Genomic DNA, 19,107 nt, shown 5'->3' with positions numbered 1-19,107 from the left:
AGCGTGCCTCCTCATCAGCACCATCGCACTGACGGAGTGTCGCAAGCAGCACAGCGCCTCGGTCGGAAACGGCCGGGGCGCTGTCGTGTCCGCAGGCCGGCCTGTCTCGGCCAACGATTCGCCACTGAGACGGGTTGATGATGCGAGCGTCGGCGGACAAGGTCCGGCACACTGTCGCCATGAAGCAGGACGACGCAGACGATCTCTTCCCGCTCGGGCGCCCTGACCGCCACACGCTCTCGATCCACACTCCTGCAGGTTGGAAGGATCTCGCAGTCACCCTGACGTTGTTCGGTCTGACCCTGCCGATGCTCGCTGTCGGCTGGTTCGGCGTCGTGCTCTCGATGATGGCCTTCGACGCCTGTGCTGGCGGGGGTTGCAACGACACCGCCGGATCGGTCGCCTGGATAGGATTCCCGATCGCGACCGTCGTCAGCATCGCGTTCTGGGCGTCGCTTGCTGAACGCCGCCGGCGTGCCCGTCGTCGCGCATGGATGTGCGGAGCGGCAGCGGTCCTCACCATCGTCGCCCTGTTCGTCCTCGCTGCAACGGTCGTCCACTTCGCAGCGCAGCCCGACTGAGTTGTGCGCTGAGGGTGCCGAAAGCGTGCGTCGAGCAGCATCGGACAGGCCGCTGGCCGGTCGGCGGCCGGCACACCGGGGTGCAGAGGGAAGTGCTGACGCCGGTCACGCCGGCGGTGTCGTGCCGGCTCCCTCGGTGTCGTCCGCGCCTGCCGGCCCTGTTCCGGCCTGATCGAGGTTCTCGTTCGGGTCGCCCATGTCTCCGATTGCTGCGCCCGTGACGGAGAGGCCGAAGTGTCTGCGAACGGCGTTCGCCTCGCTGGGAGACAGGGCGTTCCCGGGACCGACGGACGGCGCGTCCGTGATCGCGTTCTTCGTGTACCCGACGCGCAGATCCGTGCCGTCGAAGGTCGCGTCCTCGACCGGGACCAGCGCGTGGTGCCTCCCGAGCAAGCCGGTCGCGACGCTGACGTACGCCGCACTGCCGTCCTCGTCGGAGGGGAACACCTGCGTCACCTTGCCGACCGTCGCGCCGTCGCGATCACGGACCGTCGCGCTCTCGACCTGATGGATGAGGTTCTTGGGGATCATGGCCACAGTCAACGCCGTGGGTCTGACGCTTCGCGGAACGCAATTCGGCCACTCTCCGACGCGGGCGAGCCCGTCGCCCCGCACGAGGGGCGTCCGATAGGGCTGTCTCGTTGCCAGAGGACCAGGCCGTCCATCGCCCCCGCGTGACCGTGTCCGGACAGGAGGCGCGGTGCCAGCTGGCACCGCGCCTCCTGTGCGTCGCGTGTCGCCAGATTCCTTCGTGAACCAAGGCTGTCAGCGAGACGGACCGCTCAAGCTGCCACTCCCCGATGCCGAGTATCGGTCACTCGGCTGTCCGTGGTGCCATCGGACCGTCGGTAGTGCGGCGAGGACCAGCCTGCCGATACCCCGCAGTTTCGTTGATGGGCGTGCCGAAGTGCTCTTCCCGGTGGTGTGTAATCTGGTTCTGGATTTGCGTATCTGATGTATCAAGTACTTGAATGGTCTCTGTCGGCAACGCGGCCGACAACGGACCCGGCACTGACGCCGGACGAGGGGAACGTTGATGAAGCAGTCGACCAATGGACGGATCATCCCGATCGGCGCAGCGTGTGCTGTCGTCGCGGCATCTGTCATCGGAGCAGTGCCGGCCAATGCCGTGGCAACGGCGCCCGCCGCGAGCGACGAGGTCGCTCCGCGCACGCCGTCGGCAGTGTTGTCGGCCATCCGAGCAGAGCTGACCGCGTCCGGAGCCTCCTCCGACGTTGCCGCTCTCGACCGTCTCAACGCTGACCAGCGCCGCGAACTCACTTCGTACTTCCTGGAGCCGGATGCAGCGGCAGCGGCACTTGCCGACTCGGCCGAGAGGGTCCTCGGGCCGAAGACCATCCGCACGAGCGGAGATTTCGAGTGGGGAGCTGTCGACGCAGCGTCGGGGGCTGTGCTGGGTGAAGGCTCGGCCGAGTCCAGGGCGGCGTCGCGATCGTCCTGGGGGACGCAGTGGTTCGCCTTCGCTGGCATCCGGCTCACCGAGACCAAGGTCTCGATGTCGTACGAGTACAGCGGCACGACAGCGAAGAGGCTGCTCGGTTACTCGTGCGCGGTCACGAGGAACGTCCAGCCCTTCACGGAGGTGCAGACCTCCAAGAGCAGCGGGTACGTCAGCGGCGGGCAGGCAACTGCGAAGTGCAAGGTGACGGTGAAGCGCGGTGTACTGACTCCGTGGGGAACGGTCGCCTGGAGCACCTACTCCGCGATCCAGCGTCTCAGCGCGAAGGGCAACGGCGCCATCACCGCCAACCGGTGGGAGTGAACGAGACGGCATCGCGGATCGAGGAGAAGATCATGAACCCATTCGTCCCGACGACGTTCGACGGCGCGCTGATGGCCGTGGCGGTCGGCGCACTCATCCTGGCGCTCACTGCCTTCGTGTCGCTGCTGCTCTCCAGGACGGCTTCCGGCTGGTACCTGCTCGCCTGGGCCCTCGTCGTCCTCGTCGTCCCGATCGTCGGGCCGGCAGCGTGGTTCGTCGCCCGGCGACGTGAGCGGTCGACCGCACGCAGCACCCCGTGACCGCATTGCCAGCGGGACCCGCGCACCGGACGGTCGCCGCGCCTCCGGCCCGCTCGCGAGCTGAGCGCCTGCAACGCGACGAACACGGCGGCCCCGCTCCGTTCGGAGCAGGGCCGCCGTGTCGACCGGAAGCGCCTAGCGCCCGGCCGGCACGGCCGCGCCGACGAGCTCGGCCCGCACGATGCCCGCACCGGCGGACAGCGCGCTGAGCTTCGCGAGCGCAGCGTGCCGCGCCAGCGGCGCCATCCCGCAGTTCGAACTCGGGATGAGCTTGTCGGCGTCGACGAAGTCGAGCGCTCGGCGGAGCACCTCCGCGACCTCGTCCGGGGTCTCGACGGTCTCGGTGGCGACGTCGATCGCGCCGAGCATGACCTTCTTCCCGCGGATGAGCTCCACGAGGTCGAGGGGCACGTGGGAGTGGATGCACTCGAGCGACACGATGTCGATCGACGACTGCTGCAGGAGCGGGAAGGACTGCTCGTACTGCCGCCACTCGGCGCCGAGTGTCTCCTTCCACCGGTTGTTGGCCTCGATGCCGTACCCGTAGCAGATGTGCACGGCGGTCTCGGCGGTGTGCAGGCCCTCGGCGGCACGCTCGAGTGCGGCGACACCCCAGTCCTGCACCTCGTCGTGGAAGACGGTGAAGGCGGGCTCGTCGAACTGGATGACGTCGACGCCGGCGTCCTGGAGCTCGCGGGCCTCTTGGTTGAGGATGGTGGCGAACTCCCACGCGAGCTTCTCGCGAGACTTGTAGTGCTGGTCGGAGAGCGTGTCGATCATGGTCATCGGGCCAGGAAGTGCCCACTTGATCGGCCGGTCGGTCTGGGCGCGCAAGAACTTCGCGTCCTCGACGAACACGGGGGCGGGGCGGCTCACGGCGCCGACGACCGTGGGGACGGCGGCGTCGTACCGGTCGCGGATCCGGACGGTCTCCTTGCGCTCCTGGTCGATGCCGTCGAGGTGCTCGATGAACGTCGTCACGAAGTGCTGCCGGGTCTGCTCGCCGTCGCTGACGATGTCGAGGCCGCGGCGCTCCTGCTCGTGCACGGCTGCGCGGAGGGCGTCCTGCTTGCCCTCGGTCAGCGCGGCGCCGTCGAGCAGCCAGGGGGACCAGAGTCGTTCGGGCTCGGCGAGCCAGGACGGCTTCGGCAGGCTGCCGACGATCGCGGTGGGGAGGAGAGACGTCATGCGCGTGCGGATCCTGTCAGGAGGGAACGGGGTCAGAGGGCAACGGTGGCTTCGGCGGCGAACCGCGAGAGGAGGGCGTGGTGCGGCGTCACGAGGTGCTCCTCGGTCCACCGGCCCTGGGTGATCCCGAGGCGGCTGCGCTCCTCGCGGTCGTAGGTGACCGGGGTCGGCGTGAAGTCGGTGTGGTCGAGGGTGGGGCGGTAGGTGTCCCCGGCCGGCGTGTTCGCGGCGTAGATCTCCGGACGGTAGATCTTCTGGAAGGTCTCCATCGTGGCGATGGTGCCGATCAGCTGGAGGTCCGAGTAGTCCGCGGTGACGTCACCGCGCGAGTAGAACGCGAGCGGGGCCGACGCTCCGGCGGGCTGGAAGTACCGGACCTGCATGCCCATCCGGCCGAAGTAGTCGTCGGTGAGCGAGGAGTGCTCGTGCTCGTACTCGGCGCCGAGCACCGGGTGGACGTACCCGGTCCGGCGGTAGGTCTGGCTCGTCGAGACGCTGATGCAGACGACGGGCTCGGCACCGAACGCGTCGTGGAACGCCGACGATGAGAGGAACCGCTGGAAGAGCGCCCCGTGCAGCACTCCGAAGTCGGACGGCAGGCCCTCTGACGACGGCAGCAGCACCGAGAAGTCGTAGTCCCGCAGGTACGACGAGAAGTTGTTGCCGAGGATGCCGTGGTGGCGCTCGCCGGTGTGCTGGTCGACGATCGTGACGTCGAGCATCTCGAGCAGCGGGAACTCGGCGTCCGATCCACCGTCGGAGAACTGCAGCGACGCCGAGACGATGTCGAGCTCCAGGCGGTAGCGGTCCCCGGCCGCCATGAGGTCGTTCGCGCGCCCGTCGATCATCGCCAGCGCAGCACGGAGGTTCTCCTGCCGGCGCTCGCCGCGCGCCAGGTTGGCGAAGTTCGTGGTCAGCCGGGAGCTGTCCGACGGGGAGTAGTCCTCGTCGAACCGGGTCCGGGTGATGCTGAAGGTGAGGTCGTTCGCCATGGTCGGCAATCTGTTCGTCGAGCTGCCCGTGGGCACGGTGGGAAGGATGCATCGATCATGACCGGAACCGAGGGTCATCAGGTAATACCGAGACACTATGCGGCGGTATAGCCTCGGCCTATGGCCCGGGTCTCGAACGACATCACGCTGCAGCAGCTCCGGTACTTCATCGAGGTCGCGACCGAGGGCTCGATGAGCGCCGCGGCCGATCTGCTCTACGTGTCGCAGCCGACCATGTCCGCGGCGATGAAGGACCTCGAGACACGGATCGGGCGCCCGCTCTTCACCCGCTCGGCTCGGGGGGTGGTGCTCACCGTCGACGGCGTGGAGTTCCTCGGGTACGCCCGGCAGGTCGTCGAGCAGGTCTCCTTGCTCGAGCAGCGCTACGTCGGCCGGCAGGCATCGCGTCGGCTGCTCGGGGTGTCCGCGCAGCACTACTCGTTCGCGGTCGAGGCCTTCGTCCGGATGGTCGAGGGTGCGGCGGCGGACGAGTACGAGTTCTCGCTCCGTGAGACCCGCACCTGGGACATCATCGAGGACGTCCGGACGCTGCGCAGCGAGGTCGGGATCCTCTACCGCAACGACTTCAACAAGCAGGTGCTCGGGAAGCTCCTGCGGGACGCCGGGGTCGTGTTCACCCCGCTGTTCGTCGCGGAGCCGCACATCTTCGTCTCCCGCCGGAACCCGATCGCGGCCCGGGAGCGCGCCACGCTCGCGGACCTCGAGGACCTGCCCCGACTCACGTTCGACCAGGGCGCGAACAACTCCTTCTACCTGGCCGAGGAGATCCTGTCGACGATGTCGAGCAAGCGCGAGATCCGCGTCTCGGACCGGGCGACGATCTTCAACCTCATGATCGGCCTCGGCGGGTACACGATCTCGACCGGGCTCATCAGCGACGACCTCGACCCGGAGATCGTCGCGATCCCGCTCGAGGTCGACGAGCGCATCGAGATCGGCTGGATCGCGCACGCCTCGGTGCCCCTCACCGTGCAGGCGCAGACGTACCTGGACGAGCTGCGGGCCGTGGTCACGAGCTACGGCGTCGAGCCGCTGGGGTAGTCCGCCACCGGCGGGCGGACCCGCACCGACCGCATGCGCGGTGACCAGCCTGGAGGCGCGACCCGCCCCGTCAGGCGGGTCGCGCCTCCAGGCTGCCGCACGCACGATGCAGGCCGCTGCGGACCGCCGTATCGTTGCTCCCGGTCCGCGTCGAGCCCGCGGCACGGAGGGAACAGCCATGAGCATGGAAGGCGCGGCCTGGAGCTCGCTCTACAAGATCTCGACCGCCAAGGACGGCAAGCACGGGTTCTCCCGCGAATCGCTCCGGCGGATCATGACGTTCGCCACGCCGTACCGCGCCAAGCTGGTGGTCTTCATCGCCTTGTCGATAGTGGGCGCGTTCCTCGCGGTCGCGACGCCGGTGCTCGCGGGCCAGGTGGTGGACGTCATCGCCGCCCGGGGTGCGGTCGGCACGATCGTCTGGCTCGCGGTGGTCATCGCCCTCGTCGCCGTCGCCGACGCTGCCTCGTCGCTCCTGACCCGGTGGTACTCGGCCCGGATCGGCGAAGGGGTGATCCTCGACCTGCGCACGGCGGTCTTCGACCACGTGCAGAAGATGCCGATCGCCTTCTTCACCCGGACCCGCACGGGCGCGCTCGTCAGCCGGCTCAACAACGACGTGATCGGCGCGCAGCAGGCCTTCAGCGGCACGCTGTCCGGCGTGGTCACGAACCTCGTGGCGCTCGTGCTCACCCTCGCGGTGATGCTCAGCACGTCCTGGCTCGTGACGGTGATCGCGGTGCTCATGCTACCGCTCTTCCTGGTGCCCGCCCGCCGCATGGGCGGCCGGCTCGCAGCCCTGCGCCGCGAGGCCGCCGACCACAACTCGGCGATGAGCACGCAGATGACCGAGCGGTTCTCGGCACCCGGTGCCACCCTCGTCAAGCTGTTCGGACGCCCCGACGAGGAGTCCGAGGAGTTCCGCGTCCGTGCGGCGCGCGTCCGGGACATCGGGGTGCGGACGGCGATGCTGCAGTTCGTCTTCGTCACCGCCCTGACGCTCGTCGCGGCGCTCGCCCTCGCGCTCGTGTACGGGCTCGGCGGCGTCCTGGCGCTCGGCGGCCAGCTGAACACGGGTGACGTGGTCACGCTCGCGCTCCTGCTCACCCGGCTGTACGTGCCGCTGACCAGCCTCGCGAACGCCCGCGTCGAGATCATGAGCGCCGTCGTCAGCTTCGAGCGGGTGTTCGAGGTCCTCGACCTCGAGCCGCTCATCCAGGAGAAGCCCGGGGCCGTGCGGGTGCCGGACGGTCCCGTCGCCGTGGAGTTCGACGACGTCCGGTTCGCCTACCCCTCGGCCGACCGGGTGTCGCTGGCCTCGCTCGAGGAGGTCTCCACGCTCGACACCCGCGGGGGCGACGAGGTGCTGCACGGCATCTCGTTCCGCATCGAGCCCGGCCAGACCGTGGCGCTCGTCGGGACCTCAGGTGCGGGCAAGTCCACGATCGCGCAGCTCCTCTCGCGCCTCTACGACGTCGACAGCGGCGCGGTCCGGCTCGCGGGGGAGGACGTCCGCGACGTCACGTTCGAGTCCCTCCGGCACACGATGGGGATGGTGACCCAGGACGGGCACCTCTTCCACGAGACCATCCGCTCGAACCTGCGGCTCGCGCGCCCCGACGCCTCGGACGACGAGGTGTGGGACGCGGTCCGTCGTGCCCGCCTCGAGTCGCTCATCCGATCGCTGCCCGACCAGCTCGACACGATGGTGGGGGAGCGCGGCTACCGGCTGTCCGGCGGGGAGCGGCAGCGGATGACGATCGCGCGGCTCCTGCTCGCGCAGCCGCGCGTGGTCATCCTCGACGAGGCCACCGCAGCCCTCGACTCGACGTCGGAGGCCGCGGTGCAGGCGGCGCTCAGCGAGGCGCTCGAGGGCCGGACGGCGATGGTGATCGCGCACCGCCTGTCCACCATCCGGAGCGCGGACCAGATCCTCGTCGTCGAGGACGGCTCGATCGTCGAGCGCGGGACGCACGACGAACTGCTCGCGGCCGGTGGCCGGTACGAGGAACTGCACCGGACGCAGTTCGCGGTGCAGAAGGACGTCGCGCCGGACGAGCTGGGTCCGGCCCGCACCGGAGCGTGAGCGTGCGATCGCGGACGACGGCTCGACCAACGGGAGGCAACGTGGACAGTCCGAGGCAGGACGCCGATCGCGGGTGGCGTCGACGGATCGTCGCCGGCGCCGCCGTCGCGCTCCTGGCGACCGTCGTGTCGGGGTGCTCGACGGCGAAGACCCCGGAGGACACCGGCCCCCTCGCGACCTGGAACGCGGCCGTGGCCGACCGGGCCGACGAACCGGCGAACTGGGTCGCCCTGGGGGACTCGATCACCGAGGGGCAGGGCGCTTCCGCCCGCTCCACCCGGTGGATGGACCGCACGCTCGACGGACTCCGCACGGAGCACCCGACGGACGGCGTCACCGGTGGTGCCGGGTACCTCCCGGCGCAGTTCGCCGTGTACGGCCCGGACTCGACCTGGGGTGACTGGGCGACGGCGAGCACGGGATCGAGTCAATTCGACGCCACCGTGCCGGACCTCGGCTACCGGTCCGTCGCGATGCAGGCGGGTGCGTCGCGGACCTACCCCTTCACGGGGACGGGGATCGACATCTGGTGGGCGCGCTACCCCGGGTCCGGTGACTTCACCTACAGCGTCGACGGAGGCGCACCGGAGACCGTCGCCACGACGGGGACCGCCAGTGCCGGCACGACGACGACGGTGGACGGGCTGTCGAGCGGCGAACACTCGGTGACGGTCACCGCCGTCGCACCGTTCTCGCTGCTGGGGTTCACGATCTTCGACGGTGACCGAGACGCGGGCATCCACCGCTACGACTCCGCGCACTCCGGATCGACGATCGCGACCTTCACGAAGGACCAGGAGGGCTTCCTGACGGCGATGCGTCGTGCTGCTCCGGACCTCATCACGATCACGCTCGGTGGCAACGACGCATCGAAGCTCTCGCCCGAGGAACTCGGCACGCAGTACGTGGCGTTCCTGAAGGCGCTCGCGGCGCTCCCCACGAAGCCCTCGCTGCTCGTGATCGGGGAGTTCACCCCGGCCTCGGGCATGACGGACGGCATGGCGAGCCCGTGGTCGACCTACCTCGCCGAGATCGAGAACGCCGCGGGGAAGGGCGGGGCCGCGTTCGTCGGCATGGCGGACACCTTCCCGGAGGCCGACTACTCCGGGACCGGGATCTACTCGACGGACGGCATCCACCCGAACGACGCGGGACAACGGCGGATCGCGAAGCTCGTGCTCGCCACACTGGCCGCGCACGAGGACGACTGACGGACGCCAGGCGCGGTGCCAGCCGGCACCGCGCCTCCCGTCCGTCCGTCCGTGCGGAGCCCGTCAGCGGGTGCCGACGGTGACCCGGGTCAGCGCGAACGCGCCGTCCTGCGCGAAGAGCGCGATGCGCCCGGACGGGCGGTCGTAGAGGCGCGTGCTCAACGCGACGGAGCCGTCGACGACGGCGACGCAGAGGTCGCCGTCGAGGTGCACGTCGATGCGGTGTGGACCGGGAGCGAGGGACACCTGCCGCTCGAGCTCGACCGCGTGCGGGACGTCACCGAGGATCTGCCACTGCTCGCCGCCGGTCGTGCCGCGCGGCCACCGATCGAGGACGAGTCGGGAACGGTCCGGTTCGAGGCGGAGCGCGTAGCCGGCTTCCGCGTCGTCGCTCGTGCGCAGGAGCACGCCGAACGATCGGGTGTCCGGGGCGACGTCGAGCTCGATCGTGACGAGTGCCTCGGTGGGCAGCCGAGGCCCGATCCACGAGGCGTACCGGGTCGTTGCGCCGTCCCCGACGACCGGTGCGGCACCGTTCAGGGGCGCGAAGTCGTCGGTGACGTCGAGCTCGTCCGCGTACGCCGCCCGGAGCGTCCGGGGGAGGTCGAAGCGCAGCGAACCGTCCGGTCGCTGGTGCGCCTGCAGGGTCGCCATCGTGCCGGCCCACTGCCACGCCCCGGCGTCGCGCTCGCCCTCCTTCGTGGCGATCCAACCGACGAAGAAGCGGTCCTCGCCGAGGGCGACGGTCTTCGCGGCGTAGAACGCACGGCTGTCGACGGTGTCGTCGGCGGGTGCGAGCCACGGCCCGTCGGGCGACGTCGCGATGCGGTACCGGGTGCAGAACGCGTCGGAGAACTCGGAGTACACGAGGTACCACCAGTCGCCCCATCGGAAGACGTCCGGGCATTCGTGGGCGATGAACCGGTGCGGCGCCCAGAACGGGTCGGCGTCGCGCCAGGTGACGAGGTCGTCGGACTCGAGGCGGGCGACCAACCCGGACCGGCGGTACGGCTCGTCCGGGCGGCGGGTCGCGAGGAGCATCTGCCAGGGGCGGTCGGCGGACGGGCGGAACACGAACGGGTCGCGCCAGTCCTCGGGCGCGTAGCCCGGCAGTGCGGGCAGGTCCCACTCGGGGTGCTTCGTCCAGCTCGTGAGGTCGCCGTCGGAGGTCGCGTGGCACACGACCTGGACGTCCTTCCGGCCGAGGTCGGTGTCGGTCGTGATGCGCGGGTTGTGGCCGGTGGAGAACAGGTGCAGCAGCCCGGTGTCGTCACGGACGACGCTGCCCGTGTAGCAGTCGAAGTCGCTGGCGTCCGGGCCGCCCGAGGGCAGCACGACGCCGTGGTCCTCGAACGTCACGAAGTCCGTCGTCGAGACCGCCGCCCAGGGCATGCCGGTCGGGCGGTCGACGGGTGCCGCGTCCGGCCGTTCGTCGAGCAGGTGGTACAGCCAGGCCCGGTCACCGTCGGCGAACGGGATGACGTCGCCCACGAAGCCGTTCGGCGGGCGGTGGTGGGTGCTCGGCTGGTCGGTCACTCGGACTCCTGCGGTTCGGTGTCGGTGCGTGGTGCGGCCAGGGAGCTGCGCGGGACGTACTCGCACGGCACGAGGTGGCGGCCGGGGTCGTGCGTCTCGGCGAGCAGCAGCGTGCCGGCGTCGAAGCCCATCTGCTGGTGGGGGAGCGCGACCGTCGTCAGCGGCGGGTGCATCTGGTCGGCGAGGTCGGGCTGGTCGTCGAAGCCGACGATGCTGACGTCCTCGGGGCAGCGCAGCCCGAGGGACTGCGCGGCCATCAGTGCGCCGACGGCCATGCGGTCGTTCCCGCACACCAGCGCGGTCGGCGGGTCCTCGGCGAGGAACTCCATCGCGAGGTCGTAGCCCGACCCGACCTGGTACGTGCCGAACCGGACGGGGACGGTGTCCGCCCGGAGACCGGCCTCGGCCGCCGCCTCGTCGAACCCGCGCTTGCGCTCGCGGCAGGCGTAGTCGTCCTCCGGCCCGCCGAGGAACGCGACGTCGGTGTGTCCGGCCGCGAACACGGCGGCGGCGACGTCGCGCCCGCCCTGGAACTCGTCGGCCAGTACGGTGACGGCCGGCGCGCCGTCCGGCGGGAAGCAGTTCACGAAGACCGTCGGCACGTCCTCGACGCCGGAGACCGGCACCACGTCCTCGGGCCCGGGGGCGGCGTAGATCAGGCCGGCGACGCCCTGCTGCACGAGGTTCGCCACGGCGGCCTTGCCCCCGTCGGACGTCTGCGCGGTCTCGACCACGAAGCACACGTACCCGGCTGCCTGGACGGCCTGCTGGACGCCGAGCACGATGTGACCGGCGTAGGGCTGGGAGACGAGCCGGTCCGCGATGACCCCGACCGTGTACGACCGGTTGGACCGCAGGGACTGTGCGGCGCGGTTCGGCTGGAAGTTGAGCTGCTTCGCCGACTCGAGCACGCGGGCCCGGGTGTCCGCGGCGATCGACACGTCCCGCCGGTCGTTCAGCACGAACGACACCGTCGGCTGGGAGACGCCGGCGTGCCGCGCGACGTCCTTCATCGTGACGCGGTGCGACGGTTCCGTCGGCTTTCGGCTCGCCATCTGTCCTCCTTCGACCCCCTCATCATGGCAGAAGCAAATACGTATTGCCTCATCCGGTCGAGGTGTGTACAGTCAGCGAGCAAATACGTATTGGCTCCGACTCGACGGGGCCACGATCGCTCAGAGAGGAGCGACCCATGGCGAACGGATTCAGCACCCCGATCGACCGACGCACGCTGTTCAAGTTCGGTGGGGCCGGGCTCGCGCTGGCCGGCATCGGATCCCTTGCAGCGTGCTCCGCCTCCGGCACCGCCGGCGGCACGTCGGGCACGATCAAGATGCTCTACTTCGGGGAGCAGAGCGCGGCCACCGCGCTCCAGAAGGCCATCGAGCCGAAGATCCGGCAGCTCGACAAGAAGGCGTCGCTGCAGGTCACTGCGATCAACGGCACCGACTGGAACGACTTCCTCGCGAAGGTGCTCACGCAGATCGCCTCCGGCGACGTCCCCGACATCGTCAGCGTCGCGACCGAGGGGCAGCAGCTGCTCGCGTCGAAGAACCTGCTGACGCCGCTCGACGACCTCGTCACGAAGAACCTGTCGGGGCTGTCCACCTACTTCAGGGGCATCCACCCCTCGCTGGTCGAGTCGACGATGTACGAGGGGCACCTCTACACGCTGCCGGACAGCTTCAACGCGGGCAGCATGTTCTACTCGACCTCCCTGTTCGACAAGGCCGGACTCTCGCGCCCCGCCGCGAACTGGTCGATGGACGACTTCCACTCGTCGGCGGAGAGCCTGGCCAAGGTCGGCGGCAGCACCTATGCGTTCGACTGGGTCGTGCGGCTCTGGGGCAGCTGGACCTCGTTCCTGTACGCGAACGACGGCAACCTGCTCGAGGAGGGGCGCTACTCCGGCGGCGACTGGCTCTGGGGGAGCAAGGCGTTCGACGGCAACGCGGTGGGCGTCAGCGGTCGCAAGGGCGGCTGGAAGTGGGGCGACCCGACCGCGAACTCCGACGCCGCGGTCGAGGCACTGCAGTACGTCATCGACCTGCAGAAGTCGGGGGCGTCGCCCTCGCCCGACGTCGGCGGTGGCAGCACGCTGCAGGGGCTCTTCGCCTCCGGGCGCATCGGCATGACGATCGGCGGCGGCTTCTGGGCCGGCGGGCTCCACAACGCCGGCATGAAGGACGGCAGCTTCGACGTCGTCGAGTTCCCGACGTGGAAGAGCAACAAGTCGCTCTTCGGTGCCGGCGGGTACGGCATCTTCAACTCGTCGAAGCAGAAGGACCTCGCCTTCGAGGTCATCAAGCTCATGGTGCAGCCCGAGAGCTTCGACGCGCTCTGGCCGGGCAACGTCACCACGCCCGCGCAGAAGTCGCTCCTCACGGCCGACCGGTACGGGACGACCGGGCCGGAGCACTGGTCGGTGTTCTACGACCAGCTCGACAACTCGGTGCCGATCTCCGCGCCGCCGTACTACAACGCACTCGCGACGGCCCTGAACCAGCGCACCACGCAGGCGATCTCGTCCGGCAACGCGAAGAAGGCGCTCGACGGCCTGCAGGCCGACATCGAGAAGGCCGCGGCGCAGGCGTCGTGATGACCACGACGACAGGGATCCGCTCCCGGCGGGCTGCCGAGGTCGCAGCCCGCCGGCCGGCGGCCAGACGCGTCCGACGCCGCGAGGCCTCCTTCGGCTACGCGATGATCGGCCTGGCGGTGGTCTTCGTCGCCGTCTTCACCTTCATCCCGATCCTCGCGTCGCTCGGACTCTCGTTCACGTCGTGGGACGTGATCAGCAGCCCGAAGTTCGTCGGGCTGGACAACTACGTGCGGCTGTTCACCGACGGGCCGGTGCTCGCGTCGTTCGGCGTGACCGTCGTCCTCGCGATCTGCATCGTCGCCCTGCAGATCTCGCTCGGGATGCTGCTGGCGGTCCTGGCGAACAACCGGAAGCGCAACGCCACGCGCGTCTTCTTCCGGACGTCGTTCTACCTGCCGCTGCTCGCGTCGTCCGCCGCGGTGTCGATCTTCATGGGCTACATCTTCGACACCAAGTTCGGGCTCATCAACTACTACCTGAACGAGATCGGGCTCCCCGGGGCGCACTGGCTCAACGACCCGTTCTGGGCGAAGGTCACAGTCGTACTGGTGGTGGTCTGGCAACAGGTCGGCTTCACGTTCGTCCTGTTCGTCGCCGCCCTGATGTCCGTCCCCGTCGACGTGCAGGAGGCCGCGGCGATCGACGGCGCCGGACCGTGGCGCACGCTCTTCCGCATCAAGATCCCGCTGATCAGCCCGACGATCCTGTTCGCCACCGTGATCGCGATGATCAACGCGATGCAGCTGTTCGACCAGCCCTTCATCATGACGAAGGGCGGGCCGGGCACCGCGACGACGACCGCGACGATCTCCCTCTACCAGGCGGGCTTCCAGAACCTGCAGTTCGGGTTCGCCTCCGCCATCGCGATCCTGCTGCTCGTCATCATCGGCATCATCACCGGGATCCAGTTCATCGCCGCACGAAAGCTGGTGTTCTACCAATGACGACCACCGACGTCCTCAACACGCTCCACGCGCCGGAGACCGTCGCGCAACCGAGCGTCGCCCACATCGTCCGTCGCCGCAGGCCGGTCGCGACCGTCGGCAGCGTGATCGGACTCGTCATCCTGATCATCGCGGCGGTGTTCGCGCTCGGACCGCTGCTCTGGACGCTCACCACGTCGCTCCGGACACCGGCGGAGTCGTTCAACAACCCGCCGCAGTGGATCCCGCTCTCGTGGGACTTCAGCAACTACGCGGCGGTGTTCAACCAGATCCCGATCGGCCAGTTCTTCGTCAACAGCGTCATCGTCACGCTCCTGATCGTCGTCGGGCAGACCATCACCTGCACGCTCTCGGGCTACGCGTTCGCGATGATCAGCTTCCCGGGGAAGAACACGATCTTCGGCATCTTCCTCGCCACGATGATGGTGCCGATCCAGACGATCATCATCCCCGTCTTCGTCATCCTCAAGGACATGGGACTCACCGGTTCCATCGCCTCCCTGATCGTCCCCGCGCTCGGCAGCGCGTTCGGGACCTTCCTGATGCGGCAGTACTTCATGCAGATGCCGCGGGAGCTCGGCGAGGCGGCCCGCATCGACGGTGCGACACAGTTCGGCGTCTTCTGGCACGTGTACTCGCGGATGGCCAGCCCGGCGATCGCGACGCTCGCGATCCTGAACTTCTCGGCGTTCTGGGCCGAGTACTACCGGCCGCTCATCTTCCTCAACCAGCAGGAGACCTTCACGCTGCCGCTCGGACTGGTCGGGCTGCAGGGCAACCTCGGGACCGGCTCGATCTCGGTCGTGCTCGCCGGGGTGGTCCTCACGATGATCCCGAGCGTGCTGCTGTTCGTCTTCGCCCAGCGGTACTTCATCGAGGGCGTCACGGCGGGGTCGTCCCGATGACCGACACGCCCGTGACCGAGGCGCCTCCGGCAGCGGCTGCCTCGGCCGACGCCCGCGCCGTCCCCATTCCGTCCCAGGAAGCAGCACCGACCGTGATCGCACCAGCCGACCACCACCTCCCGCAGTTCCACGTCCGACTGCCCCGCGGGTACGTCAACGACCCGAACGGCCCGATCGACATCGGCGGGCAGGCCCACCTGTACTTCCAGTCCCGGCCGCGCGTCGACCTCGACGTCCCGGTCGAGTGGGGGCACGCGACGAGCGACGACCTCGTGCACTGGACGCTCCACCGTCCGGCGATCGTGCCGGTGCCCGGTGGCGCCGACTCCGGGGGTGCGTGGTCCGGCAACACGGTCCTGCACGAGGGCGTCGTCCGCGCCTACTACTCCGGCAAGGTCGACCACAGCCCGTTCCAGTCGGTGCTGCTCGCCGAGTCAACCGACGGCGGGGCCACCTTCGGTGCGCCCGTCCAGGTCGTCCGGGACCCCACCGCCGACGAGGCGATCACGATGTTCCGCGACCCGTTCGTCTGGGCCGACGGGGACGGGTGGTCGATGGCCGTCGGTGCCGCGGACGTCGACCAGGTGGCCTCCGTCCGTCACTACCGCTCGACCGACGGCGTCGACTGGACGTTCGTCGGCGACCTGGTCGCGATGCCCCGCGGCACGGTCGACGGCATCGACACCGGCGAGGGGTGGGAGTGCCCCCAGGTCATCACGGTCGACGGCACCGACGTGGCGATCGTCGCGTCCTGGTCCCACGCCGAGGGACCCGGCGACGTGATCGCGGTGCCGTTGACCGGTGCACCGCAGCCGTCCCGGATCGATGACGGCCAGCACTTCTACGCGGCCTCGGTGATGCGGGCAGGGTCCTGGGGGTCGGTGCTGTTCGGCTGGGTCACCGAGGGCCGGACACCGGAGTGGACCGAGCAGGCGGGCTGGTCCGGCGCGATCTCCCTGCCACGCCGCGCGTGGGTCGCGGACGGCCGCCTCCGCACCGAACCCCACCCGGCCGTCGACGCGCTCCGCCCCGACACGGTGCCGTCGGACCGCGGTGAGACCATCGGCGCCCAGGCGGAGATCGTGCTCGAGCTCCCGGTCACCGGCCGCATCCGGGTCCGGTTCTCCGACGACGAGTTCCTCGACGTCGTCGTGGACGCCGCCGCGGGCACGCTCACCGTCGACCGGTCCAGCGCCAGCACGGACCACCGGGCCGACCGGAGCCCTGCCGTGGTCCGTGACGCGTTCGACGCCGCGGCCGACAGGCCGGCGGTCCGGGTGCTGCTCGACGGCTCCGTCGTCGAGGTCTTCACCAGTGCCGGTCGATCCGTCACGACCCGGGTCTACCCGCTGCAGGCACCCCCGTGGACCGTCGAGGCGCCGGCCGGTGCCAGGTGGTGGTCGCTCGGGGAGACCGTCGCACCGGTGACGCCCGCGCCGGCGGTGGTCGTCGCGGGATCCGGGCCGGCCTGATGCCCCGGGAACGCGGCAGCGTCGCCGCTCGTGGACGGGGATGCCCGTGTCGGTGATCACCGTCGCCGGGGAGGCACTCGTCGACGTCGTCCACGACGGAGCCGGACACGTCCGCGAGGTACCAGGCGGAGGACCCGCGAACGTCGCGCTCGGCCTGGGACGGCTCGGCGCCGACGTCGAGTTCGCCACCTGGCTCGGTCCCGACGACCGCGGGCACCGCATCGCGGAGCACCTCGCGGCCTCGGGTGTGCGGCTCGTCGACGGAGCCTTCGGCGCCGCACGCACGTCGTCCGCGACGGTGCAGCTCGGTGCCGACGGGCAGCCCTCCTACGTGTTCGACATCGAGTGGGACCTCCCGCCCCTGCGACGGACACCGGAGTGGCTGCACGTCGGGTCGATCGGCGCGTTCCTCCACCCCGGCGCGGAAGCGGTGCTGGCCGCGGCGGAGCGGACGACGGCCGCCGGCGGCACCGTCTCGTTCGATCCGAACATCCGTCCCGCCCTGCTCGGCACCCGGGATGGTGCCCGCGCCCGCTTCGAGGAGCTGGCGACCCGCGCGACGGTGGTGAAGCTCTCCGACGAGGACGCGGCGTGGCTCTGGCCCACGCTCGACCCCGAGGCGGTGCTCGGCTCGATCCTCGCCCTCGGGCCGGAACTCGCGGTGATCACCACGGGTGCCTCGGGGTCCGTCCTGGCCACGGCGGACGAGCGGGTGTCGGTCCCGGGTGAACCGGTGGAGGTCGTCGACACCGTGGGTGCCGGCGACACCTACACGGCCACGCTCGTCCGGCAGCTCACCGGGGACCGGGCGCAGCCGACCGACGGATCGTCGCTGGGGCCCCTCGACCGCGCGGCGCTGGCCGTGCTCGGGCGGACCTGCTCCACCGCCGCGGCGATCACGGTCGGTCGCCGCGGTGCCGACCTGCCGACGGCGGACGAGATCCACCTCGCCGGCGCACCGAGGGCCGAGCGGTGACGGCGCCCACCGTCACGGACGGGGCACGGAGCCGCACGACGGGCACGATGTCCCTCGGCCAGCACCTCGACGAACTGCGCCGACGGCTCGCCCGTGCAGCGCTGGCCGTGGCCGTGGCGGCGGTCGCCGGCTGGTTCCTCACACCCGCCGTGCTCGCGGGGCTCCGTGCCCCGGTCGCCGAACTCGCGACGGGCATCGGCGGGCACACCGCCGAGCTGAACTTCCCGGCGATCAGCGGGGCCTTCGACCTCCGCCTCCAGATCACCCTGACCATCGCCGTCGTCCTCGCCTGTCCGGTCTGGCTCCACCAGGCGTGGGCGTTCGTCGTCCCCGCGCTGCTCCGGAAGGAGCGGGCCCACGCCGTCGGGTTCCTCGGTTCGGCGATCCCGCTGTTCCTCGGCGGGTGCTGGTTCGGGTGGTCCGTCCTGCCCCACGTCGTGCAGGTGCTCGGCAGCTTCGTCGCGCACCAGGACACCTCGATCGTCGACGCGAAGGCCTACTACGACTTCGCGATCAAGCTCGTGCTCGCCGTCGGGATCGCCTTCGTCCTCCCGGTGTTCCTCGTCCTGCTCAACGTCGTCGGGGTGCTCTCGGCGGCGGCGATCCGGGGCGCCTGGCGCATCGCGGTCCTCTGCATCCTCGTCTTCACCGCCCTCGTCACGCCGTCCGCCGACGTCGCCTCGATGTTCCTGCTGGCCGTGCCCATGGTCGTGCTCTACCTCGCCGCGTGCACCGTCGCGTGGCTGCACGACCGTCGCCTCGAGCGTCGCCTCGCAGCGGCCTCGCGCGCCGTCGACTGACGCGCACCCTCCTGTCCTGCATCCCCCATCCCGTCCATCCAAGGAGAACACCGTGCTCGGCAACCTCACCGGCATCCACCTGCTCGTCATCCTCGGCATCGTCGTCCTGCTCTTCGGCGCCACGAAGCTGCCGGCGCTCGCCAAGGGCCTCGGACAGTCGCTCACGATCTTCCGGCGGGAGGTGCGGGACGGCGACCAGCACCGTCCCGCGTCCGACACCGCGGCTCCCGCACCGGGAGCGGCCCCGGCGACCCCCACCGAATGACCCGACCACGCCGGTCCGACGGGAGCGTGCGGTGGACGTCGACAAGCTGATCGTCCTCGGCATCGTCGCCGCCGTGTTCCTCGGCCCCCATCGCCTCGTCGGCGCGGCGCAGCAACTCGCCGTGTTCATCCGACGACTCCGTCGGTGGGCCGACGCCACGAAGGCGCAGATCGAGGAGGAGACCGGTGTCGAGATCGACTGGTCCGAGCTCGACCCGCGTCGGTACGACCCACGCCGGATCATCCGTGACGCCCTCACCCAACCGCCGTCGACACCGTCCGCGAGCGAGCAGCCGGACCACCTGTCCGTGACGCCGCCCGGCGGGCGCGGACCGCACGAGTGACACCCTGCGCTCGCGAACCGCACGGCTGACACCCTGCGCTCGCACCCCCGTCGTCCCGACGACTCCCGAGAAGGTCTTCAGAGAGGAAGGCTCGAACCACC

The 19,107-nt window shown here is 70.2% G+C and carries 19 protein-coding genes; 14 read left to right on the top strand and 5 right to left on the bottom strand.

The window, feature by feature from the left end; all coding sequences use genetic code 11:
• The first annotated feature begins 179 nt into the window (after positions 1–179).
• Positions 180–581 carry a hypothetical protein gene (locus tag ACIQUC_RS14025; RefSeq protein ID WP_402268002.1) on the top strand — a complete coding sequence of 134 codons (402 nt, stop codon included), beginning with the start codon at positions 180–182 and terminating at the stop codon, positions 579–581.
• A gap of 105 nt (positions 582–686) precedes the next feature.
• Here ACIQUC_RS14025 and ACIQUC_RS14020 read toward each other — a convergent pair whose 3' ends face one another.
• Positions 687–1,112, bottom strand: a complete 426-nt coding sequence (locus ACIQUC_RS14020; protein WP_022906509.1) for a hypothetical protein — start codon at positions 1,110–1,112, stop codon at positions 687–689.
• A 505-nt stretch (positions 1,113–1,617) separates the two neighbouring features.
• Here ACIQUC_RS14020 and ACIQUC_RS14015 point away from each other — a divergent pair.
• Positions 1,618–2,364, top strand: coding sequence for a hypothetical protein (locus ACIQUC_RS14015; protein WP_402268000.1), 747 nt, complete (start codon positions 1,618–1,620; stop codon positions 2,362–2,364).
• 32 nt (positions 2,365–2,396) lie between these two features.
• Positions 2,397–2,624: a PLDc N-terminal domain-containing protein gene (locus tag ACIQUC_RS14010; protein WP_402267998.1), complete on the top strand. Its 228-nt coding sequence runs from the start codon at positions 2,397–2,399 to the stop codon at positions 2,622–2,624.
• A 135-nt stretch (positions 2,625–2,759) separates the two neighbouring features.
• Here the strand turns inward: ACIQUC_RS14010 and ACIQUC_RS14005 are convergent, their stop codons facing one another.
• Both ACIQUC_RS14005 and ACIQUC_RS14000 read right to left on the bottom strand, forming a co-directional pair.
• Positions 2,760–3,812, bottom strand: a complete 1,053-nt coding sequence (locus tag ACIQUC_RS14005; protein WP_402267995.1) for a methionine synthase — start codon at positions 3,810–3,812, stop codon at positions 2,760–2,762.
• A 32-nt stretch (positions 3,813–3,844) separates the two neighbouring features.
• Positions 3,845–4,804 carry a putative oxygenase MesX gene (locus tag ACIQUC_RS14000; RefSeq protein ID WP_402268026.1) on the bottom strand — a complete coding sequence of 320 codons (960 nt, stop codon included), beginning with the start codon at positions 4,802–4,804 and terminating at the stop codon, positions 3,845–3,847.
• A gap of 120 nt (positions 4,805–4,924) precedes the next feature.
• Between ACIQUC_RS14000 and ACIQUC_RS13995 the strand changes: the two genes are divergently transcribed.
• The 3 genes from ACIQUC_RS13995 (at position 4,925) to ACIQUC_RS13985 (ending at position 9,163) form a co-directional block, all read left to right on the top strand.
• Positions 4,925–5,866, top strand: coding sequence for a LysR family transcriptional regulator (locus tag ACIQUC_RS13995; RefSeq protein ID WP_402267992.1), 942 nt, complete (start codon positions 4,925–4,927; stop codon positions 5,864–5,866).
• Positions 5,867–6,044: 178 nt separating this feature from the next.
• Positions 6,045–7,952: an ABC transporter ATP-binding protein gene (locus ACIQUC_RS13990; RefSeq protein WP_402267989.1), complete on the top strand. Its 1,908-nt coding sequence runs from the start codon at positions 6,045–6,047 to the stop codon at positions 7,950–7,952.
• Positions 7,953–7,993: 41 nt separating this feature from the next.
• Positions 7,994–9,163, top strand: a complete 1,170-nt coding sequence (locus ACIQUC_RS13985; protein WP_402267986.1) for an SGNH/GDSL hydrolase family protein — start codon at positions 7,994–7,996, stop codon at positions 9,161–9,163.
• Positions 9,164–9,226: 63 nt separating this feature from the next.
• On the opposite strand, the gene ACIQUC_RS13980 is transcribed toward ACIQUC_RS13985, so the two are convergent.
• On the bottom strand, positions 9,227–10,699 hold the full coding sequence (locus tag ACIQUC_RS13980) for a GH32 C-terminal domain-containing protein (protein ID WP_402267983.1): 1,473 nt from the start codon (positions 10,697–10,699) through the stop codon (positions 9,227–9,229).
• Entirely contained in the window at positions 10,696–11,754 is a 1,059-nt protein-coding gene (locus tag ACIQUC_RS13975) for a LacI family DNA-binding transcriptional regulator (protein WP_402267980.1), read from the bottom strand. Before ACIQUC_RS13975 ends, ACIQUC_RS13980 begins: the two co-directional genes overlap by 4 nt.
• Before the next feature lie 137 nt (positions 11,755–11,891).
• On the opposite strand from ACIQUC_RS13975, the gene ACIQUC_RS13970 reads away from it, so the two are divergent.
• From ACIQUC_RS13970 to ACIQUC_RS13935, 8 genes are read left to right on the top strand one after another with little or no spacing between them, the layout of a single operon-like run.
• A complete protein-coding gene (locus tag ACIQUC_RS13970) occupies positions 11,892–13,298 on the top strand; it encodes an ABC transporter substrate-binding protein (protein WP_402267976.1) in 1,407 nt (468 codons plus the stop codon).
• Positions 13,298–14,245 carry a carbohydrate ABC transporter permease gene (locus tag ACIQUC_RS13965; RefSeq protein ID WP_402267973.1) on the top strand — a complete coding sequence of 316 codons (948 nt, stop codon included), beginning with the start codon at positions 13,298–13,300 and terminating at the stop codon, positions 14,243–14,245. Before ACIQUC_RS13970 ends, ACIQUC_RS13965 begins: the two co-directional genes overlap by 1 nt.
• On the top strand, positions 14,242–15,150 hold the full coding sequence (locus ACIQUC_RS13960) for a carbohydrate ABC transporter permease (protein WP_402267969.1): 909 nt from the start codon (positions 14,242–14,244) through the stop codon (positions 15,148–15,150). The genes ACIQUC_RS13965 and ACIQUC_RS13960 overlap by 4 nt, the downstream gene beginning before the upstream one ends.
• Entirely contained in the window at positions 15,147–16,622 is a 1,476-nt protein-coding gene (locus ACIQUC_RS13955) for a glycoside hydrolase family 32 protein (protein ID WP_402267966.1), read from the top strand. The genes ACIQUC_RS13960 and ACIQUC_RS13955 overlap by 4 nt, the downstream gene beginning before the upstream one ends.
• A gap of 40 nt (positions 16,623–16,662) precedes the next feature.
• The gene (locus tag ACIQUC_RS13950; protein WP_402267963.1) at positions 16,663–17,598 is read left to right on the top strand and encodes a carbohydrate kinase; all 936 of its coding nucleotides are present in this window, start codon (positions 16,663–16,665) and stop codon (positions 17,596–17,598) included.
• On the top strand, positions 17,595–18,398 hold the full coding sequence (gene tatC / locus ACIQUC_RS13945; RefSeq protein ID WP_402267960.1) for a twin-arginine translocase subunit TatC: 804 nt from the start codon (positions 17,595–17,597) through the stop codon (positions 18,396–18,398). Before ACIQUC_RS13950 ends, tatC begins: the two co-directional genes overlap by 4 nt.
• A gap of 52 nt (positions 18,399–18,450) precedes the next feature.
• Positions 18,451–18,663 (top strand): twin-arginine translocase TatA/TatE family subunit, encoded by a 213-nt coding sequence (gene tatA, locus ACIQUC_RS13940; RefSeq protein WP_402267957.1) that lies wholly within the window; start codon positions 18,451–18,453, stop codon positions 18,661–18,663.
• Positions 18,664–18,694: 31 nt separating this feature from the next.
• A complete protein-coding gene (locus tag ACIQUC_RS13935; RefSeq protein ID WP_402267954.1) occupies positions 18,695–19,006 on the top strand; it encodes a Sec-independent protein translocase TatB in 312 nt (103 codons plus the stop codon).
• Positions 19,007–19,107: the final 101 nt, after the last annotated feature.

Source organism: Curtobacterium sp. NPDC098951 (assembly GCF_044759965.1).
Lineage (GTDB): Bacteria > Actinomycetota > Actinomycetes > Actinomycetales > Microbacteriaceae > Curtobacterium.
Note: the sequence above shows the minus strand (reverse complement) of the source record. Positions and strands in the feature narration are given on the sequence as shown.